The following is an 18610-nucleotide window of genomic DNA, read 5'->3' on the forward strand; positions in this document are numbered from 1 at the left end:
GCCGGCGCGGCCCCGGCCGCATCCCCAGCCGGTTTCAGCATTCAATGCGCCCGTGCCAAAGGCGTAGCCCCGTCGCGGTCAGCGCGGGTTCGGCTTGCCGTCAGGGGACGCCGGCAGGCGGGTTTTCTGATTAAAGATAAAAAACCGGGCGGTGGAATAGTTAAATACCATCCCGGTCAGGCTACCCGCCGCCACCCCCAAAATCGGGTACTGCTGCACCAAGGTATAACAGGACACCAGAAACCAATAGGTCAGGTAATTGACCGCCCCGCCGCTAAGCATACATATACCGTACCTGATGGCCTCGGACAGGGCCGAGCGACCGCTGCGGCTTTGGCGAAAGGTAATCATTTTATTCAGGATCCACGTGGTCAGCACCGCGCAGACAAAAGACACCCCGCGTCCGGCATACAGGCCTAACGCATCCTTTAATAGATACAGCACTCCCGAGTCGACGATAAAACCGACACCACCAATCATACCGAAGAAGAACAGTTCTTTAATTTTTTGCATATTTTCCACTCAACGTGTGCTGCTGCCCATAAGGCATCAGGGCCGGCCATGTTGATTTTTTGTCTGGGCGCCGCGAAGCGCAGGAGCATTGCCGATACTGTATCTCAAATTCACGCCAGCGGCCTCCTTTCCTGAGCGTAAAACCGTTTTGCCAAAAGCCGCGTCAATAAATGATAACCACGTTTGGCCCGTGAGATAAAGCACCGCCGGAAGTGTGCAACCCCCGGGCGCCGCCGCCAGGCGGATAATGCTGATGTAAACGTCAAGCGCACCGCCAGAGGTCATAATAAGAAAGGGAGTTAATGCAAGGGGACATTGATAAAAATCGTCGCAATATTGATTATAAAAACGTCACTTTATCCTGATAAGCGTTATAGGACATTCATTTCACATCATTATTTTACTTATAAAATTTCATATGCATTTAAATTTCACTCACTTTTCATCCCCTCTTTATTGAATATCACTGGGCTCACATGCAAACTGACGCCGTTATATTTTTTAACAGAAAAGCATCAAAGTTTAAAAAATAAAATAACCATTTTGCGACCAGGAACCCTTTCCAGGGTTTCGGGTAGAACAAACATACCCAGGAATAAATAACAATGAATAAATCTATTTTTTTAATACCCTTGTCTTTTTTAATCCTTATGTCTTCAGGATGCAGCTATTTAAGCGGGACGCCGGGAGAACAGCCTTCCAACGTTTCACCAAAAATCGTCACGGCCGCCGGTCAAAAACAATTTTGGAACGATCCGGGATTATTCGGAGCCGTACCAAAGAACCAGCAGCAGGAAGGTGATAACGCCTGTGCCCGCGATGGCAACGGTAAAGCCATCGGCTACCACCCGCATCCGAAGAAATACGATGGCACCTATTTCCCAGGCGGCGGCTATTTATGCCGGATGATATAAAAAAGGCCGCCTGTGCGTGAAAACGGCAGGTATGCTATTAAAAATCTATTGTAGCGTTAAGCAAAGTACCTTGAAGCCATGGCCGGATAATGAGATACGGGGGGGTGCTCTTTTCGTCCTTGGGCCACAGGTACTTATTCAGCGCGGGGGCAAAAATGATTTTTAGCCGCCGCAACACCGACTTCACCGCGCGCCTGCGTCAGGCGGTTTACCGCCGTGCCTGAACGCGGTTGCGGCTAAAAATCCCGTATTATTGGCCTTTAACGTACTTTGTGGTACTGTGCCCGTCATTAAAAATCCTTTGCTGCTTTGGTTTTTAATGTGATTTAAACTGTATTAATACACATGCTTTTCACAATGGCGTGCTGATAAGCAACCCGTCCTCTTGATGATTTATAATAAGATATTACCTAAGTTATTGATATGGCTTTATTCATTACCAAGAAGTGCATTAATTGCGATATGTGCGAGCCGGAATGCCCGAACCAGGCCATTACCATGGGCGCGCAGATATACGAGATCGACCCCAACCGCTGCACCGAGTGCGTCGGCCATTACGACACGCCCACCTGTCAGAAAGTGTGCCCGATCGATAATACCATCCTGCCGGATCCCGCGCGTAGCGAGAGCAGCGAACAGCTATGGGAAAAATTTGTCGTCATGTACCACGGCGATCGACTCTGACGGCCACGCGCCAGACGTTCTCTGCCAGCCAGATAAAGCGCCATCCCCCTGCAACCCGTCATTGCCGCCCGCGCGTCGATAATCGCCCTGATGCCGGCCTGGGTTATCCCCTGCCGTGCCGGTTCCCTATCGCCCTGATTTCAGCCCTGGCCCTCGATAATCACCGTCGCGCAGGCGTAGCGCCGTTCGTCGGCAAGCGTAACGTGGACGCTGGTGACCCCGAGGCTAATCGCCAGCGCGGCGGCCTGTAAATAGAGTTTCAGGCCGGGTTTACCCAGTACATCATTGACCACCTCAAATTGCGCAAACGCCAGCCCGTTGCGGATGCCGGTGCCGAAAGCCTTGGCCGCCGCCTCTTTTACCGCAAAACGTTTCGCCAGGAAGCGTATCGGCTGCCGATGGGCCTGGTACTGCGCCCACTCCGCGTCGCTGAGAATGCGGCGCGCGAAGCGGTCGCCGCTGCGCTCCACCACGGCCTCGATTCGCTCAATCTCAACGATATCGGTGCCGATGCCGAGGATAGCCATCAGGCGCGCGCCGCGAGCATCAGCCGTTTCATTTCCGCCACCGCGCCGGCCAGGCCGCTCATGACCGCGCGGCCGATAATGGCATGGCCGATATTAAGCTCATGCATCTGCGGCAGCGCCGCGATCGGCTGGACATTATGATAGGTCAGGCCATGGCCGGCATTGACTTTTAAGCCCAGGCCGGCGGCATAGACCGCGGCCTGCCGGATACGTTCGTATTCAACCTGGCGCGCGTGGTCATTCGCGGCGTCGGCATAGGCGCCGGTATGGATTTCAATATACGGAGCGCCAACGGCGGCGGCGGCGGCGATTTGTCCCTCGTCGGCGTCGATAAATAATGAAACCTGGATGCCGGCCGCCGCAAGGCGCGCCACAGCATCGGCCATTTTCGCCCGCTGTCCGGCCACGTCCAGCCCGCCTTCGGTGGTGACTTCCTGGCGTTTTTCCGGCACCAGGCAGCAGAAGTCGGGACGCGTGGCGCAGGCGATGGCGACCATCTCGTCCGTTACCGCCATTTCCAGGTTCATGCGGGTATGCAGCGTTTCACGCAACAGGCGCACGTCACGATCGGTGATATGGCGGCGATCTTCGCGCAAATGCACGGTGATGCCGTCGGCCCCGGCCTGCTCGGCGATAAACGCCGCCTGCACCGGATCGGGATAAGCCGTGCCGCGCGCGTTGCGCAGGGTGGCGATATGATCGATATTGACGCCTAATAACAGTGCTGACATACCATCCTCGGTTACTGTGACGCGTGGATCCAAAGATCCCAGTTTAACTGGAGGGGCCGCCGTTGGGCAACGTTTTCAGCGGGGGTTTCCGGGCCATGAATTGACGAAACAGCTCGGCGCTTTTCAGCGGCTTGCCGCCCAGGTAGGGTTTGAGGGCCATGCGGGTAAAGCGTTTGGCGGCGCGCAGGGTGGCGATATCGGCGAATTCACGCGCGGCAAGCGAGCGCAGCTCGCGGCCGGTAAAGCTGTAATGATCGATGATAACGCTGGCGATAAACCCTTTTTCCTCGCGGTAACGATAGGTCATCTCATCGCTGACCGGTTCGCCGCTGCCGGCGCAGTGCAGAAAATCCACGCCGTAGCCGAGGTGCCCGAGCAGGGCCAGCTCAAAGCGCCGGAGCGCGGGTTCAGGCGAGCCGCTGGCGCCGGCCAGGGTTTGCAGGCAGTGCAGGTAATCAAAAAACAGCGAGGAGTAATCGGTTTCGTGCGCCAGCACGCGGGAAAGCAGTTCGTTGGTGTAAAGGCCGCTGTAGAGCATCAGACCGGTAAGAGGCAGTCCCATGGAGACCGGTTCGGCGCTGCGCAGGGTTTTCACCTCGCCGCGTCCGCTCCAGCGGATCAGCAACGGCGTAAACGGCTGCAGCACGCCTTTAAGGGCGGAACGCCGGGAGCGCGCCCCTTTGGCCAGGATACGCACCCGTCCGTCGTTTTCGGTAAAAAAATCCAACAGCAGGCTGGTTTCGCTATAGTGGCGTCCATGCAGGACGAATGCGCGCTGCCAGCCTTCCATCGGCGGGTTCCTCAGACGTCGTCGCCGTAACCCAGGCTTTTCAAGGCGCGTTCATCATCGGCCCAGCCGGATTTAACCTTGACCCACAGTTCAAGATGCACCTTGTTCTCGAACATGGTTTCCATATCCTGACGGGCTTCGATACCGATGGTCTTGATCTTGGCGCCGCCGTTGCCGATAACCATTTTCTTCTGGCCTTCGCGCTCCACCAGAATCAGGCCGTGGATATCATAACCGCCGCGCTCGTTGGTGATAAAACGCTCAATCTCGACCGTCACCGAATACGGCAGCTCTTCGCCCAGGAAACGCATCAGCTTTTCGCGAATGATTTCCGAGGCCATAAACCGCTGCGAGCGGTCGGTGACATATTCTTCCGGGAACTGATGTTCGCCCTCGGGCATATGCTTACGCACTATGCCCGCGAGAGTATCGACATTCATCCCGGTTTCGGCGCAAATAGGCACCACATCAAGAAAATCCATCTGCTGGCTGAGGAACGTGATATGCGGCAGCAGCTTGCTTTTGTCGGTGACGTTGTCCACTTTATTGATGGCCAGCACCACCGGGCAGTTTACGCCGCGCAGCTTGTTGACCACCATTTCATCGTCCGGCGTCCAATGGGTGCCTTCCACGACAAAAATCACCAGTTCCACGTCGCCCATGGAGCTGCTGGCGGCGCGGTTCATTAACCGGTTAATGGCGCGTTTTTCTTCAATATGCAGCCCGGGGGTGTCGACGTAGACGGCCTGGTAAGGCCCCTCGGTATGAATGCCCATAATGCGGTGGCGCGTGGTTTGCGGCTTGCGCGAGGTAATGGAGATCTTCTGCCCCAGGAACTGGTTCAGCAGGGTGGACTTGCCCACGTTAGGCCGTCCGACAATCGCCACGAATCCACAATAGGTTTTATCTTCGTTCATTCAAGCTCCAGCTCTTTCAGCGCCTGCTCGGCGGCTGACTGTTCGGCTTTACGGCGGCTTGAGCCATTGCCCACGACGGGTTCCGGCAAGCCACTGACATGGCAGTGAATAGTAAATTCCTGGTCATGCGCCTCGCCACGCACCTGAACCACCAGATAAGTCGGTAACGGCAAATGGCGCCCCTGCAAATATTCCTGCAGCCGGGTCTTCGGATCCTTTTGTTTGTCGCCGGGGCTGATTTCGTCCAGGCGGCTTTGATACCAATTGAGGATCAGGCGTTCGATATTTTCAATATCGCTATCAAGAAAAATACCGCCAATCAGCGCTTCCACCGTATCGGCTAGAATGGATTCGCGGCGAAATCCGCCGCTTTTCAATTCGCCCGGCCCCAGGCGCAGGCACTCGCCGAGTTCAAACTCGCGCGCCATCTCGGCCAGGGTATTGCCACGCACCAGCGTAGCGCGCATCCGGCTCATATCGCCTTCGTCCACCCGCGGAAAACGCAGGTACAGCGCATTGGCGATAACAAAACTCAATATGGAATCCCCCAGGAATTCCAGCCGTTCGTTATGTTTGCTGCTGGCGCTTCGGTGTGTCAGGGCCTGTAACAAAAGCTCATGCTGTTGAAAAGTGTAGCCCAGTTTTTTCTGGAGCCTGTTTATTAAGATGGGATTCATGCGTTACCAATAACTCAACCATGCGTCAAATAACTACAGCAGACGGAACAGGCCTGTCGGGACAATACCGGATCAAAGCTGTTTCGTGTGCAGTGGCCCCCGAATCGGGGGCCAGTCTTTATTGCCAGAAGGGGGTATTCTACAACGGGAAGCATAATAATGCTTCGCTTAAAAAACGTATTTGATTAATGTATTGCACCAATCCGCCGTAAACGCACGCCGGTGGGCCATTGGCCTTCTTGTTTTTCAAAACTCATCCAAATCGCGGTCGCTTTGCCAACCAGGTTTTTTTCCGGAACAAATCCCCAGAAACGGCTGTCGGCGCTGTCGTCGCGATTATCGCCCATCATAAAATACTGCCCGTCCGGTACCGACCATTCCGCCAGTTGCTGATTGCGCTGGTGGTAATACATTCCCACCTGATCCTGCTGGCCCGGCACCGTCAGGATATGGTGCGTCACGTTGCCCAGGGTCTCGGTGCGCTCCGCCAGGCGGATGCCGCCGTCCACCTGCTGATCGGGCGGGACCTGCAGGAAGCCGGTGGCGGACTCGCCGCTGCCGGTGGAATCAAAGGTCTGGACAAAATCGCTCGGCGCCATGTCGCTATAAGTCACCGCTAATGCGCTGGAACAGGACGAATTATTGGCGCAGCCCGGCTGTACCGTCACGCTTTTGTTCAGGGGATCGTAAATAATCCGATCGCCCGGTAAACCAATCACCCGTTTAATATAATCCAGCTTGGGATCGGGCGGATATTTAAATACCACGATGTCCCCGCGCTGCGGATGACCGGTCGGTATCAGCGTCGTCTGGGTAATGGGATTTTTGATGCCATAGGCAAATTTTTCCACCAGGATAAAATCCCCCACCAGCAGCGTCGGCATCATGGAACCGGAAGGAATTTGAAACGGCTCGTAAATAAATGATCGTACAATAAATACCACCAATAATACCGGGAATATGGAACCGCAGGTTTCAACCCAGCCCGGCTGTTTGGCCTTTTTCAGCAAGGCCTTGTTCTGTGCCGCGTCACCTTCCGCGGCCGTGCTTAACTGCGCCTGCCTGATGCGGCGCGCCGGTGCCAGTTTAAATCGATCCACGCACCAGATAATGCCGGTTATCAAGGTGGCTATTGCCAGGATCAGGGCAAACATATTTGCCATGCCAACTCCTTTGGGTTATTTACTGTCTTTGCCAACGTGCAGGATCGCCAGGAACGCTTCCTGCGGGAGCTCGACGTTCCCCACCTGCTTCATGCGCTTCTTGCCTTCTTTCTGTTTTTGCAGCAATTTCTTTTTACGGCTGACATCGCCGCCGTAACATTTCGCCAGGACATTCTTACGTAATTGCTTAATGGTGGAACGGGCAATAATGTGATTGCCGATGGCGGCCTGAATGGCGATATCGAACTGTTGGCGCGGGATCAGCTCCTGCATTTTTTCCACGATATCGCGGCCGCGGCGCTGGGAATTGTCGCGGTGGGTGATCAGGGCCAGGGCATCCACCCGTTCGCCGTTGATAAGGATATCCACCCGCACCATGTCCGAGGTCTGGAACCGCTTAAAACCGTAGTCCAGCGAGGCGTAGCCGCGCGAAGTGGATTTCAGCCGGTCGAAGAAGTCCAGCACCACCTCCGACATGGGAATGTCATAGGTCAACGCCACCTGGTTGCCGTGATAGACCATATTGGTCTGCATACCGCGTTTCTCGATGCACAAGGTGATCACATTGCCCAGGAACTCCTGCGGCAACAGCATGTGGCATTCGGCGATAGGCTCGCGCAGCTCGAGGATATTATTCAGCGGCGGCAGCTTGGACGGGCTGTCGACGTAAATGGTCTGGTTATCGGTGGTCACGACTTCGTAGATTACCGTGGGCGCGGTGGTGATAAGCTCCAGGTCGTATTCGCGTTCCAGCCGTTCCTGGATGATCTCCATATGCAGCAGGCCGAGGAAGCCGCAGCGAAAACCAAAACCCAGGGCGGTGGAGCTTTCCGGCTCGTAGAATAACGAGGCATCGTTGAGGCTGAGTTTGCCCAGCGCGTCGCGGAACGCCTCATAGTCGTCGGAGCTGATGGTGAACATGCCCGCATACACCTGCGGTTTGACCTTTTTAAAGCCCGGCAGCGCCTTATCGGCGGGCTGGCGGGCCAGGGTCAGGGTATCGCCCACCGGCGCGCCCAGGATATCCTTGATGGCGCACACCAGCCAGCCCACCTCGCCGCACCTGAGAATATCGCGATCGATGCGTTTGGGGGTGAATATGCCCACCCGGTCGGCGTTATAAGTCAGGCCGGTGCTCATCACCTTGATTTTGTCGCCCTTGCGCAGGGTGCCGTTTTTCACCCGCACCAGCGACACCACGCCCAGATAGTTATCAAACCAGGAATCAATAATCAGCGCCTGCAGGGGCGCTTCCGGGTCTCCCTGCGGGGGCGGGATATCGCGCACCAGCCGCTCCAGCAGTTCGGGGATGCCCACGCCGGTCTTGGCCGAACAGCGCACCGCGTCGGTGGCGTCGATGCCGACGATATCCTCGATTTCCTGTGCTACCCGGTCGGGATCGGCGGCGGGTAAATCGATTTTGTTCAGAACCGGCACCACCTCCAGATTCATTTCCATGGCGGTATAGCAGTTGGCCAGGGTCTGCGCTTCCACGCCCTGCCCCGCGTCCACCACCAGCAGCGCGCCTTCGCAGGCGGCCAGGGAACGGGAAACCTCATAGGAAAAATCCACATGGCCCGGCGTGTCGATAAAATTAAGATGATAAATCTGGCCGTCGTTGGCTTTGTAGTCGAGCGTTACGCTCTGGGCCTTGATGGTAATGCCGCGTTCACGCTCCAGGTCCATGGAATCCAGGACCTGGGCTTCCATTTCACGTTCCGCCAGGCCGCCGCAGGTCTGGATCAGCCGGTCGGATAGGGTCGACTTACCATGGTCGATATGGGCAATAATGGAGAAATTACGAATGTTCTTCATTTATAAGGAATTTTCTCGGGTATTTTTGATAAAAAATAGGACAATGGGCACGGACGTGGGCACAAGTACAAACCACCCGTGAAAATATGGAGGCATCTTACACTGAAAGGACAAATCATTAAAGGTGGGCGCTGTTAGCATCGATGACAGCCCCCTTCCCGCATCGCCGAGCCATGCCCGCGATCCCTCGCGCTACTCAAGATTGCCATCGGCGAAGATCATCAGGCGCAATGACGTCGGCTTTAATCATGGTATGGAGTGGCATAAGTCGTAATGGGGGCCGCAAGGCCAGACGGCCTTAGTCCCTGGATGGGGTTTCACGGCGGAGATAAAACGAGGACGGCGGCAGCGCGACTTGCAAAATCACCGGCTGGTATTCGCGATCGTTGCCGATGCGCCGGGCAAAAAACCGCGCCAGCATAAACCCGCCGACACCGCCCATAAGCCCGCCGCAGGCCGCGGCGAGGTCGGTATTAAACCAGCCTTGCATAATGGCCGCGCAGCCGATCAGGCCCACCAGCGGCAGCATATAGACCAGCAGCGCAGAACGGATCAGGCTGGCCTCGGTGATGCCGACTTCCACCCGCTGCCCCGGTACCAGCGGATGCTTGCTTTCCACCTTTAGCTGATGCGCTGAGTCAGCCCCCATTTTATTGAGGATGCTGGTGCCGCAACTGCTGCTGGCGTGGCAGCTGCCGCAGCCGGAACGCTGTTCGCAGCGCAGTTGCGCCACACCCTGCTGCCAGGAGATAACCGTCGCCCATTCTTTGATCATGGTTGCGCCTTAAATAAAACGCCGTCGGCAATGCGTTTGGCGGTAGCCGGAGGCAATTCGCCGACAACGGTAATGTCTTTATTGTCGCGCACCTCGGTGTGTATGGTGCGCCGGCCGGTGCGGATAAACCGCTCCGCGTCGCCCTGCTGCGCCGGCGAGACATTTACCGAGAAACTGAACAATCCGTCGGTAAACAGCCTGGTCTCGATAGGCACGTTAATGCCGGGCAATGTACGGCGGCTGCGCGAGACTTCACTCACGCCCGCCGGCAGCCAGTTGGTCGTCCAGTCAAACTCCGCTTTCTCCGAGGCGGGCATAGCCAGCAGCGGCGGCAGGTTGACCGTTTCCAGACCCTGCATCAGGGACTGCACCTGCGGATCCACGATAAACGAGATCACGCGAAACTGTTCAAGCGCCTCGCCGTCGCGATCGAGCAGATCGGCGCGCAGCGGCAATTTGGTGGCGGCGTCAATCCACAGCACATAACCAAATCGCGTGCCGTCCCGCGCCACAACCCGTACCACGTCGCACAGACGATCGGTAACCCGGGTGCGGCCGACAGGAATAAAATCGTAGAATTGGGCCAGGCGTTCAAAATCAGCGTAAACGATAGAAGGGAGAGAATCAACGATATGATCGCCGGCCAGCGTAAAAGGCTCCAGACCAGGCTCGAAAAAGCTGATCTCGTTATCACGCTGTAAGATTTCGCGGCGGGGACCGTCCATTTGCAGCAGCTGGGCCAGGCGATGTTTTTGATACACCGCGTGACGAAAGCGTAAGGAGTCGACACCCTGCTTGCTGACGCTGACAAAAGCAAACTCATAATTCAATGACTGGCTGGCCTGGCTCATCTGCTGCAACAACGCCCCGGGCGCCATGGCCGGCGTATCGGCGGCGTTCGCGCTGGAGGAAAAGAGCAGGCTGCCTGTCATTAAACACACAGCACACCAAAATGGCTTCATTACTGCGGTTGCATTCCTAAAGACTGGGTACCAGGCACCTGTACCGCGGCCTGCTGGGTTTCATGCTGGTCGAATTGCAGCTGCGTGGAGTGAACCCGACGCTGCAGTTCATAATCCTGCAATATGGCGTTGATACGCTTGCGCTGTTCCTGCACCTGCTGCTGGGAACCGTTATCAGCGGTGTTGGTCGCCGAAGGCACACCCAGGCTGACCGGAGACGCCTGGCCCATCATCGGCAGCGTATTGAACACCGGCGCTTCCGGCTGGGTATCGTTGTTGACCGGCTGGTTATAGTGTTGCACGCCCACAATCACCGCCAGCGACACGCACGCGGCCAGGCCGATTTGCGTAATCTGCGCGGCCCAGGGACGGGCTTTATGCCAGAACGGCAGCTTGTGCCAGGTCTCGGGCTGCGGCTGCGATTCCTTGACCGCATCGGGCACCAGGCGGACCGGCTCACGGGCGATAGCCTGCGCGACGCGGTCGGCGATATCGAGATGCAGCGTCGCGCCGATGTCCCCGCGCAGGGTATCGCGAATCAGATGATACCGTTGCCAGCTTTGTTGTAACTTATCATCCCTGGATAATTCGTTGAGCAGTTCGTTATCGAACGACTCCCCATCCATAAGAGCGGAAAGCTTTTCGTTATGCATGCGTGGGTACCTTCTCCTGCCGCCATCGTTATCGCTGAATCAGCGGTTGAATTTTGTTGTCAATAGCTTCGCGCGCACGGAAGATTCGCGATCTTACCGTTCCCACCGGGCAATCCATGATGGACGCTATCTCTTCATAGCTCAGGCCATCCAGTTCCCGAAGCGTGATTGCCATACGCAAATCTTCGGGAAGCCCTTCGATAGTGCGAAACACTATCTGTCGCAACTCTTCAGACAACATTAAATTCTCAGGGTTCGATATTTCTTTCAACGCGCCGGCACTTTCATAATTTTCGGCGTCGTTGGCGTCCACATCGCTTGACGGTGGGCGCCGGCCCTGAGCAACCAGATAATTTTTAGCCGTGTTAACAGCGATACGATACAACCATGTATAAAAAGCGCTATCCCCCCGAAATGACTCGAGGGCGCGATAAGCTTTGATAAACGATTCCTGGGCCACATCCGGCACATCCCCCTGGGGAACATATCGGGATACCAGGCTCGCCACTTTGTGCTGGTAACGAACGACCAGTAAATTGAACGCTTTTTGGTCGCCTTTTTGTACCCGTTCAACCAGCACCTGATCCGTTAACTGCTCGCTCATCCGAGGTAAATTCTCCTCAAATTTATCTCCACGCGAAAAATAGTACCGCCAGCCTCTAAACCCATAACACGAGCAAGCTCCCGTTTGGAGTTTACGCTATACATAAAGTTCCGTCCCGCCTGTCTTTTTTGTTAAATGTAATCGGGGACGGATCTCGGCGCGCCAGCACGTTGGCCGGGAAGCAGTCAGACTATCATGAAATAAAGTTTTATAGTGTCAGAATCCTGAAATCACTCTGCCGAAGCGGCACGTTTACGCCCGGCACCCTATTGAAAGCGCAGGGTACCGTGAAATCCTCCGGATGTCAGTAAACATGCGTAAATACCCCCACGGGTAAAATATCAGCAATTAGCGGTTCAGCCCTAAATCATACAGTGCTAACATCGGAAAACTATTATTTCTGGCAGGGTAACCACCCCATTATGCAACCTTTAACTGAACATGTAACCGACGTGCTGGTCATTGGCAGCGGCGCCGCCGGTCTTTCACTGGCGCTGCGTCTCGCGGGACATTGTAAGGTCATGGTTTTAAGCAAGGGCCCGCTTAACGAAGGATCAACCTATTATGCCCAGGGCGGGATCGCGGCGGTGTTCGATGAAACCGATACTATCGCCTCCCACGTCGAGGATACGCTGATCGCCGGCGCCGGCCTGTGCGATCGCGAGGCGGTGGAATTCATCGCCGGCAACGCCCGTCATTGCGTACAGTGGCTGATAGACCAGGGCGTGTTGTTCGATACGGAATCCGGCACCGGCACCGGCGGCGTGGAAACGGAACACCATGCCGGCACGTCTCCCGATGAGCGCTATCACCTGACCCGCGAGGGCGGCCATAGCCACCGGCGCATCCTGCACGCCGCGGACGCCACCGGCAAAGAGGTGGAAACCACCCTGGTTTCCCAGGCGGCCAATCATCCCAATATCCATATTATGGAACGCTGCAACGCGGTGGATGTGATCAGTTCCAATAAAATCGGCCTGCCCGGCACCCGGCGCGTGGTCGGCGCCTATATCTGGAACCGCGAAAAGGAACGCGTGGAAACCTGCCGGGCCAAAGCCGTGGTGCTGGCTACCGGCGGCACCTCGAAGGTTTATCAGTACACCACCAATCCCGATATTTCGTCTGGCGACGGCATCGCCATGGCCTGGCGCGCCGGTTGCCGGGTGGCCAATCTGGAATTCAACCAATTCCACCCCACCTGCCTGTTCCATCCCCAGGCGCGTAATTTCCTGCTTACCGAGGCGCTGCGCGGCGAGGGCGCCTACCTGAAACGTCCGGACGGCTCGCGCTTTATGCCCGATTTCGACGAGCGCGCCGAGCTGGCGCCGCGCGATATCGTGGCCCGCGCCATCGACCATGAAATGAAGCGCCTGGGCGCCGACTGCATGTACCTGGATATCAGCCATAAGCCCGCGGACTTTATCCGCCAGCATTTCCCGATGATTTACCAAAAATTGCTGACGCTGGATATCGATCTGACCAAAGAGCCGATTCCCATCGTGCCGGCGGCACACTATACCTGCGGCGGCGTAATGGTGGATCAGCACGGGCGCACCGATCTCGACGGACTCTACGCCATCGGCGAAGTGAGTTATACCGGCCTGCACGGCGCCAATCGCCTGGCGTCCAATTCCTTGCTGGAATGCCTGGTCTACGGCTGGTCGGCCTCGGAGGATATCCGCACGCGCCTGCCGGCCATCAAGCTGGCCAAACAGCTGCCGGCCTGGGATGAGAGCCGGGTGGACAACTCCGACGAGGAGGTGGTGCTACAGCATAACTGGCACGAGCTGCGGCTGTTTATGTGGGATTACGTGGGCATCGTGCGCACCACCAAACGCCTGGAGCGCGCCCTGCATCGCATTAACCTGCTGCAGCGGGAAATCGACGAGTACTATTCCAACTTCCGTATCTCGAATAACCTGCTGGAAGTGCGCAACCTGACCCAGGTGGCCGAGCTTATCGTCAAGAGCGCCATGCTGCGTAAAGAAAGCCGGGGCCTGCATTACACCCTGGATTATCCGGAAATGGCCGCCAACCCGCAGCCGACCATCCTGCATCCCTGATCCATGGCAAACCGGCGGCCCGCCCGCCGGTCCTACCCTGCCGGCCGGGATAAATAAAACCCGTCGGTCAGTGCGCGATAGGCGGCGGAATAAGCGCCGTCGCCAGCGCGCAGCGCCAATGTCGTATACGTCAGTTCTCCCGCCTGCGGCGAAAAGCCCAGCAGCACCCGATGACAGGGTTTTCCCGCGCGATCGGCCACGTCGGTGCGATAACGCAAATGCCAGCCCCCGCGCTGCGCCATGGCGATGACCTCTTCGCCGGTAGCGGTCGGCAATACCAGCGTCAATAGGCCGTCGCGGGCCACCAGCCGCCGCGCGGCATCCAGCAGGCGCCGGTGGGTCAGGGTCGCCGTGTAACGCGCCTTATCGCGCTCAGCGCTTCTGGTGGCCAAACCGACCGGAAAATAAGGCGGATTGCTGACGATCAGCCCATATCCCGCCCCGGGATCCTCTTTCCCGCCGCGTTGCGCGGAAAACCCCGGCGTCGCCTGCGGCGCAAAGTCCAGTATATCGCCGTTAAAAATGCGCAAGCGGGACGACCACGGGCTGGCGGCGAAATTTTCCCCCGCCTGTCCGGCGGCGGCGGGGTCCAGCTCGACGGCGTCAATGCGCACGCCAGGGTCCGCGCGCTGCGCCACCATCAGAGCGATCAGGCCGCAGCCGGCGCCGATATCCAGCACCCGCCGCGCCGTGCCCAGGGGCGTCCAGGCCCCCAGCAGCACGCCGTCGGTCCCCACTTTCATTGCGCAACGGTCGTGGGCGACAAAAAATTGCCTGAAGGTAAAACCGTCCCGGCGCAGCGGCATAGTCTGTTTTAACGATTCGATCATTATTAGGCTCTTTGGGACATATCGGGGTACTTTATGGCAAACCGGCCGCGGATGAAATCATCCGTTTGCGCGGAAACAGATGAAGATTATCCGCGATCCGTCTATAATCTGCGCCCCAACCAGAGGTAGACCATGACTGTAACCCAATTTTCCGAACTCGACCTGCATGAAAGCCTGATCGCCGCACTGCGCGATAAAGGTTACGAGCGCCCCACCGCCATTCAGTCCGAAGCGATCCCGCCGGCGATGGACGGGCGCGACGTATTGGGTTCGGCGCCTACCGGTACCGGCAAGACCGCCGCCTATCTGTTACCGGTATTGCAACACCTGCTTGATTTCCCCCGCCGGAAATCCGGCCCGCCGCGGGTACTGATTATCACCCCTACCCGCGAGCTGGCCATGCAGGTGGCGGAACAGGCCAAGGAACTCGCCGCGCATACGCACCTGGACATCGCCACCATCACCGGCGGCGTGGCGTTTATGAATCATGCCATCGTGTTCAGCGACAACCAGGATATCGTGGTGGCCACCACCGGCCGGCTGCTGCAATATATCAAGGAAGAAAATTTTGACTGCCGCGCGGTGGAAACGCTGATCCTGGATGAAGCGGATCGCATGCTGGAAATGGGTTTTGCGCAGGATGTGGAGCTGATCGCCGCCGAAACCCGCTGGCGCAAGCAGACCCTGTTGTTTTCCGCCACCCTGGAGGGCAACGCGGTCAAGGATTTCGCCGAGCGGCTGCTAAACGATCCGGTGGAAATCGACGCATCGCCCTCACGGCGCGAGCGTAAAAAGATCACCCAATGGTATTATCGCGCCGACGATATCAAGCATAAAACCGCCCTGCTGGCCCATCTGCTCAAACTGCCGGACGTGACCAAGGCTATCGTTTTCGTACGCAAACGCGAGCGGGTGCATGAACTGGTCGGCTGGCTGCACGCGGCCGGCATCGCCACATGCTATCTGGAAGGCGAAATGGTGCAGGCCAAACGCAATGAAGCCATCAACCGCATGACCGACGGGCGGATGAACGTGCTGGTGGCGACGGACGTGGCGGCGCGCGGCCTGGATATCGACGATATCAGCCATGTCATCAACTTCGATTTGCCGACCACCGCCGACGTCTACCTGCACCGTATCGGCCGTACCGCCCGCGCCGGACGCAAAGGCTCGGCCATTTCTCTGGTGGAGGCGCACGATCATCTGCTGTTGGGTAAAATCAGCCGCTACCTGAACGAGCCGCTGAAAGCGCGGGTGGTGGATGAACTGCGTCCCGTCACCCGTGCGCCGGCCGAAAAAACCACCGGTAAACCTTCGAAAAAAGTGCTGGCCAAACGCAAAGAGAAAAAAGAGCTGAGCCAGATGAAGGACAAGGTTAAGGTCAAGGTGCGTTTACGCGATAAGCGCAATATCGGCAAACGCCGGGCGCCAAAATCGGCCGCGGAGGATGCGGCGGCGGCCGTTACGCCAAAACCGCATGATGAATAAACCATCACGCGCCCTGAAAAGCCGCCCGCACGGGCGGCTTTTTTGTCGCCTTAGGGGTAAGTTTCAACGCCTTAAGCCATTTTTCGCCTAAATCAGCTAATTTCCGGCTGAAAGCTGCGCGCGCCACAAACAAGCGCGGCGTAAATGAATGAAAAAAACAATTTATTTCATTAGGTTAAAGATAGTTTTGCCATAAAATGGCATTGGTCAAAATAGGCGCAGGGGGTGAATATTCATATTTTGATCCAGACGGGAATTCAGCATTTCTAAACGCAACATATTGATTTTAATACAGAGTCTTTGCCGTGCGGAAATAGCGGAAATCAAAAAGGGAGCCTAGGCTCCCTTTTATACACCGCGACGCCGTTAAAGGGCGGCGGTAAAGGTACGGGTAATGACATCGCGCTGCTGTTCAGGCGTCAGCGAGTTAAAACGCACGGCATAGCCCGAGACACGGATGGTCAGCTGCGGATATTTGTCCGGGTTGGCCACGGCGTCTTCCAGGGTTTCACGGGTCAGCACGTTGACATTCAGATGCTGGCCGCCTTCCACGCGTACGGTTTCCTTGGCTTCTAGCGGAATTTGACGGTATTCGATATTGCCCAGTTCGCTTAAGGCAACGACCTGATCGTCGGCGTAGCCGGCAACGGCACACAGGCAACGGGCCTGTTCAATGCTGTTATCCAGCAGCCAGAAAGAGTTAACCAATGCTTTGTTGTCGGCCTTGGTGATTTGAGTTCCGATAATCATAGAATGTCTCCATGGTGTGGCTACAAAATCTGCCCGTCGTCGTCCGGTAGGCTACCGGCTGCTTGGGTATTTGGTAAAACCAATTTGTCTAACTGACTGTATACCAGCCAATCGGCATCGTTTCCTTGATTTAAATCAATTTATCCGTAGTAAAGAAACGCATCAAAAAGTCATGTTTTTGTTTTATATCAATTTTTGAGTTATTTATCACTTTCACTAATTTAACTTTTTTTTAAGCTTTATTTATTTTGTTGGCGTGCCCCTGGCGGCGGAAAAGATTCCGCCTGCGGACATAAGCCGGTAAGCTAACGCCAGTCGCCAATCCACATGGAGCGTACCATGACACAAAGTCCAACCTGGCGGGATGCGCTCGCCGAAGAGAAGACCAAGCCCTATTTCCAGCAAACGCTGAACTTCGTCGCCAGCGAGCGGGCGGCGGGCAAGATTATCTATCCCCCGCAAAAAGACGTATTCAACGCGTTCCGCTTCACCGAACTTGCCGCGGTAAAGGTGGTGATACTGGGGCAAGATCCCTACCACGGCCCCAACCAGGCGCACGGCCTGTCCTTTTCCGTCCGGCCGGGCGTGCCCGCCCCGCCCTCGCTGGTCAATATCTACAAAGAGCTGGCCAATGATATTCCGGGTTTTACCAAACCGGAGCACGGCTGCCTGCAAAGCTGGGCCGGGCAAGGCGTGATGCTGCTCAATACCGTGCTTACCGTCGAGGCGGGCAAGGCCCATTCCCACGCCAGCCTGGGCTGGGAAACCTTTACCGATAAAGTGATTGCCGTGCTGAACGAGCAGCGCGAGGGGATCGTCTTTATGCTGTGGGGATCGCACGCGCAAAAAAAAGGCACGATTATCGACCCGCAACGCCATCATATTCTGAAAGCGCCGCATCCGTCGCCGCTGTCGGCGCACCGGGGTTTCTTAGGCTGCGGGCATTTCTCCAGGGCCAACGCCCTGTTGGCACAGCAGGGAAAACCGGAGATTGACTGGCAACCGCGGTTGCCGTCGGAATAACTGGGGGAACAGGGAATGGGCCGGTTATCGGGCTCGACGACCGGCTCGCGGGCGCGGAAATCCTACGCCTTGGCTTTCGATACCGCCACCATGGCGGGACGCAGCAGGCGGCCGTTCAGGGTGTAGCCTTTTTGCATAATCATCATGACATGGTTTGGCTCGTGCTCATCGGATTCCAGCATGGTCATGGCCTGGTGCACCGCGGGATCGAACGGCACATGGGTCTGGTCGACCACGGCGATGCCGTACTTGCGCACCACGTCCAGCAGCGACTTCAGGGTCAGTTCGATGCCTTCGATAAGCGGGGTCAGCTCGCTATTGTTTTTATCGGCCATATCCAGGCCGCGTTCCAGATTGTCAATCACCGGCAGCAGTTCGCCGGCAAATTTTTCCAGGGCGAATTTATGGGCTTTTTCCACATCCAGCTCGGTGCGGCGACGAAGATTTTCCATTTCCGCCTTGGCGCGCAGCAGGCTGTCGCGCTCGCGCTGCTGCAATTCTTCCAGCTTGGCTTCCAGACTGGCGATACGCTCATCGCGCGGATCCACGACGTTCTCCGTCTCGGGCGCCGCGTCCATCCGCTGCCCGGCATCCATCTCATCCGTGGTAATGTCTTGTGAGACTTGCTCGTCAGGTATCTTCTGTTCTTTACTACTCATCATGAGTTCTCCGCGTTTTAGCCTTTTAGTCTTGCTACTCCGCTTATTATGGGGATGAATAGCAGGTATTCA

The 18610-nt window shown here is 56.7% G+C and carries 20 protein-coding genes; 5 read left to right on the plus strand and 15 right to left on the minus strand.

The genetic code is table 11. The annotated features are described in order from the left end of the window. Positions 1-78 precede the first annotated feature (78 nt). A complete protein-coding gene (locus ACL2XQ_RS19490) occupies positions 79-513 on the minus strand; it encodes a GtrA family protein (RefSeq protein ID WP_413739565.1) in 435 nt (144 codons plus the stop codon). Positions 514-1118: 605 nt separating this feature from the next. Here ACL2XQ_RS19490 and ACL2XQ_RS19495 point away from each other — a divergent pair. Both ACL2XQ_RS19495 and ACL2XQ_RS19500 read left to right on the plus strand, forming a co-directional pair. After that, positions 1119-1427 carry a hypothetical protein gene (locus ACL2XQ_RS19495; protein ID WP_410013983.1) on the plus strand — a complete coding sequence of 103 codons (309 nt, stop codon included), beginning with the start codon at positions 1119-1121 and terminating at the stop codon, positions 1425-1427. Positions 1428-1850: 423 nt separating this feature from the next. Then, positions 1851-2111, plus strand: coding sequence for a YfhL family 4Fe-4S dicluster ferredoxin (locus ACL2XQ_RS19500; RefSeq protein ID WP_410013982.1), 261 nt, complete (start codon positions 1851-1853; stop codon positions 2109-2111). A 140-nt stretch (positions 2112-2251) separates the two neighbouring features. Here ACL2XQ_RS19500 and acpS read toward each other — a convergent pair whose 3' ends face one another. From acpS to rpoE, 11 genes are all read right to left on the minus strand, one after another. Then, positions 2252-2638: a holo-ACP synthase gene (gene acpS, locus ACL2XQ_RS19505; RefSeq protein WP_410013981.1), complete on the minus strand. Its 387-nt coding sequence runs from the start codon at positions 2636-2638 to the stop codon at positions 2252-2254. Then, a complete protein-coding gene (gene pdxJ / locus ACL2XQ_RS19510) occupies positions 2638-3369 on the minus strand; it encodes a pyridoxine 5'-phosphate synthase (protein ID WP_410013980.1) in 732 nt (243 codons plus the stop codon). The genes acpS and pdxJ overlap by 1 nt, the downstream gene beginning before the upstream one ends. Positions 3370-3412: 43 nt before the next feature. Next, entirely contained in the window at positions 3413-4159 is a 747-nt protein-coding gene (recO, locus tag ACL2XQ_RS19515) for a DNA repair protein RecO (protein ID WP_410013979.1), read from the minus strand. 11 nt (positions 4160-4170) lie between these two features. Beyond that, the gene (gene era / locus ACL2XQ_RS19520) at positions 4171-5076 is read right to left on the minus strand and encodes a GTPase Era (RefSeq protein ID WP_410013978.1); all 906 of its coding nucleotides are present in this window, start codon (positions 5074-5076) and stop codon (positions 4171-4173) included. Next, positions 5073-5753, minus strand: a complete 681-nt coding sequence (gene rnc, locus ACL2XQ_RS19525; protein ID WP_162368421.1) for a ribonuclease III — start codon at positions 5751-5753, stop codon at positions 5073-5075. The genes era and rnc overlap by 4 nt, the downstream gene beginning before the upstream one ends. A gap of 185 nt (positions 5754-5938) precedes the next feature. Then, on the minus strand, positions 5939-6916 hold the full coding sequence (lepB, locus tag ACL2XQ_RS19530) for a signal peptidase I (RefSeq protein WP_410013977.1): 978 nt from the start codon (positions 6914-6916) through the stop codon (positions 5939-5941). A gap of 15 nt (positions 6917-6931) precedes the next feature. Next, entirely contained in the window at positions 6932-8731 is a 1800-nt protein-coding gene (gene lepA / locus ACL2XQ_RS19535) for a translation elongation factor 4 (protein ID WP_413727848.1), read from the minus strand. A gap of 298 nt (positions 8732-9029) precedes the next feature. Beyond that, entirely contained in the window at positions 9030-9506 is a 477-nt protein-coding gene (gene rseC, locus ACL2XQ_RS19540) for a SoxR-reducing system protein RseC (protein WP_413721187.1), read from the minus strand. Further along, positions 9503-10468 (minus strand): sigma-E factor regulatory protein RseB, encoded by a 966-nt coding sequence (rseB, locus tag ACL2XQ_RS19545; protein ID WP_413739566.1) that lies wholly within the window; start codon positions 10466-10468, stop codon positions 9503-9505. The genes rseC and rseB overlap by 4 nt, the downstream gene beginning before the upstream one ends. After that, positions 10468-11121, minus strand: a complete 654-nt coding sequence (gene rseA / locus ACL2XQ_RS19550; RefSeq protein ID WP_410013973.1) for an anti-sigma-E factor RseA — start codon at positions 11119-11121, stop codon at positions 10468-10470. Before rseA ends, rseB begins: the two co-directional genes overlap by 1 nt. A 28-nt stretch (positions 11122-11149) precedes the next feature. After that, positions 11150-11725, minus strand: a complete 576-nt coding sequence (rpoE, locus tag ACL2XQ_RS19555) for an RNA polymerase sigma factor RpoE (protein ID WP_162368415.1) — start codon at positions 11723-11725, stop codon at positions 11150-11152. Between the two features lie 422 nt (positions 11726-12147). Here rpoE and nadB point away from each other — a divergent pair, with 422 nt between their 5' ends. Continuing rightward, the gene (gene nadB / locus ACL2XQ_RS19560) at positions 12148-13788 is read left to right on the plus strand and encodes an L-aspartate oxidase (protein WP_410013972.1); all 1641 of its coding nucleotides are present in this window, start codon (positions 12148-12150) and stop codon (positions 13786-13788) included. 32 nt (positions 13789-13820) lie between these two features. Here the strand turns inward: nadB and ACL2XQ_RS19565 are convergent, their stop codons facing one another. After that, positions 13821-14618: a tRNA1(Val) (adenine(37)-N6)-methyltransferase gene (locus tag ACL2XQ_RS19565; protein WP_413721189.1), complete on the minus strand. Its 798-nt coding sequence runs from the start codon at positions 14616-14618 to the stop codon at positions 13821-13823. A 132-nt stretch (positions 14619-14750) separates the two neighbouring features. Between ACL2XQ_RS19565 and srmB the strand changes: the two genes are divergently transcribed. Continuing rightward, the gene (srmB, locus tag ACL2XQ_RS19570; protein WP_413721190.1) at positions 14751-16106 is read left to right on the plus strand and encodes an ATP-dependent RNA helicase SrmB; all 1356 of its coding nucleotides are present in this window, start codon (positions 14751-14753) and stop codon (positions 16104-16106) included. Positions 16107-16472: 366 nt separating this feature from the next. Here srmB and grcA read toward each other — a convergent pair whose 3' ends face one another. Further along, on the minus strand, positions 16473-16856 hold the full coding sequence (gene grcA, locus ACL2XQ_RS19575) for an autonomous glycyl radical cofactor GrcA (protein WP_410013969.1): 384 nt from the start codon (positions 16854-16856) through the stop codon (positions 16473-16475). A 339-nt stretch (positions 16857-17195) separates the two neighbouring features. Here grcA and ung point away from each other — a divergent pair, with 339 nt between their 5' ends. Next, positions 17196-17879 (plus strand): uracil-DNA glycosylase, encoded by a 684-nt coding sequence (gene ung, locus ACL2XQ_RS19580; protein WP_410013968.1) that lies wholly within the window; start codon positions 17196-17198, stop codon positions 17877-17879. A 62-nt stretch (positions 17880-17941) separates the two neighbouring features. On the opposite strand, the gene grpE is transcribed toward ung, so the two are convergent. Further along, positions 17942-18538: a nucleotide exchange factor GrpE gene (gene grpE, locus ACL2XQ_RS19585; protein WP_410016750.1), complete on the minus strand. Its 597-nt coding sequence runs from the start codon at positions 18536-18538 to the stop codon at positions 17942-17944. Between the last annotated feature and the right edge of the window lie 72 nt (positions 18539-18610).

It is taken from the genome of Sodalis sp. RH14, assembly GCF_047324285.1.
Taxonomy (GTDB): Bacteria; Pseudomonadota; Gammaproteobacteria; order Enterobacterales; family Enterobacteriaceae; genus Acerihabitans.

Bases quoted from the DNA above. Each gene is read 5' to 3' on its own strand.
- acpS (WP_410013981.1), bottom strand. From the start codon at position 2,638: ATGGCTATCCTCGGCATCGGCACCGATATCGTTGAGATTGAGCGAATC.
- lepB (WP_410013977.1), bottom strand. From the start codon at position 6,916: ATGGCAAATATGTTTGCCCTGATCCTGGCAATAGCCACCTTGATAACC.
- rseA (WP_410013973.1), bottom strand. From the start codon at position 11,121: ATGCATAACGAAAAGCTTTCCGCTCTTATGGATGGGGAGTCGTTCGAT.
- grpE (WP_410016750.1), bottom strand. From the start codon at position 18,538: ATGAGTAGTAAAGAACAGAAGATACCTGACGAGCAAGTCTCACAAGAC.
- ACL2XQ_RS19565 (WP_413721189.1), bottom strand. From the start codon at position 14,618: ATGATCGAATCGTTAAAACAGACTATGCCGCTGCGCCGGGACGGTTTT.
- srmB (WP_413721190.1), top strand. From the start codon at position 14,751: ATGACTGTAACCCAATTTTCCGAACTCGACCTGCATGAAAGCCTGATC.
- ACL2XQ_RS19495 (WP_410013983.1), top strand. From the start codon at position 1,119: ATGAATAAATCTATTTTTTTAATACCCTTGTCTTTTTTAATCCTTATG.
- pdxJ (WP_410013980.1), bottom strand. From the start codon at position 3,369: ATGTCAGCACTGTTATTAGGCGTCAATATCGATCATATCGCCACCCTG.
- era (WP_410013978.1), bottom strand. From the start codon at position 5,076: ATGAACGAAGATAAAACCTATTGTGGATTCGTGGCGATTGTCGGACGG.
- rseC (WP_413721187.1), bottom strand. From the start codon at position 9,506: ATGATCAAAGAATGGGCGACGGTTATCTCCTGGCAGCAGGGTGTGGCG.
- rpoE (WP_162368415.1), bottom strand. From the start codon at position 11,725: ATGAGCGAGCAGTTAACGGATCAGGTGCTGGTTGAACGGGTACAAAAA.
- rseB (WP_413739566.1), bottom strand. From the start codon at position 10,468: ATGAAGCCATTTTGGTGTGCTGTGTGTTTAATGACAGGCAGCCTGCTC.
- ung (WP_410013968.1), top strand. From the start codon at position 17,196: ATGACACAAAGTCCAACCTGGCGGGATGCGCTCGCCGAAGAGAAGACC.
- ACL2XQ_RS19500 (WP_410013982.1), top strand. From the start codon at position 1,851: ATGGCTTTATTCATTACCAAGAAGTGCATTAATTGCGATATGTGCGAG.
- grcA (WP_410013969.1), bottom strand. From the start codon at position 16,856: ATGATTATCGGAACTCAAATCACCAAGGCCGACAACAAAGCATTGGTT.
- rnc (WP_162368421.1), bottom strand. From the start codon at position 5,753: ATGAATCCCATCTTAATAAACAGGCTCCAGAAAAAACTGGGCTACACT.
- ACL2XQ_RS19490 (WP_413739565.1), bottom strand. From the start codon at position 513: ATGCAAAAAATTAAAGAACTGTTCTTCTTCGGTATGATTGGTGGTGTC.
- lepA (WP_413727848.1), bottom strand. From the start codon at position 8,731: ATGAAGAACATTCGTAATTTCTCCATTATTGCCCATATCGACCATGGT.
- nadB (WP_410013972.1), top strand. From the start codon at position 12,148: ATGCAACCTTTAACTGAACATGTAACCGACGTGCTGGTCATTGGCAGC.
- recO (WP_410013979.1), bottom strand. From the start codon at position 4,159: ATGGAAGGCTGGCAGCGCGCATTCGTCCTGCATGGACGCCACTATAGC.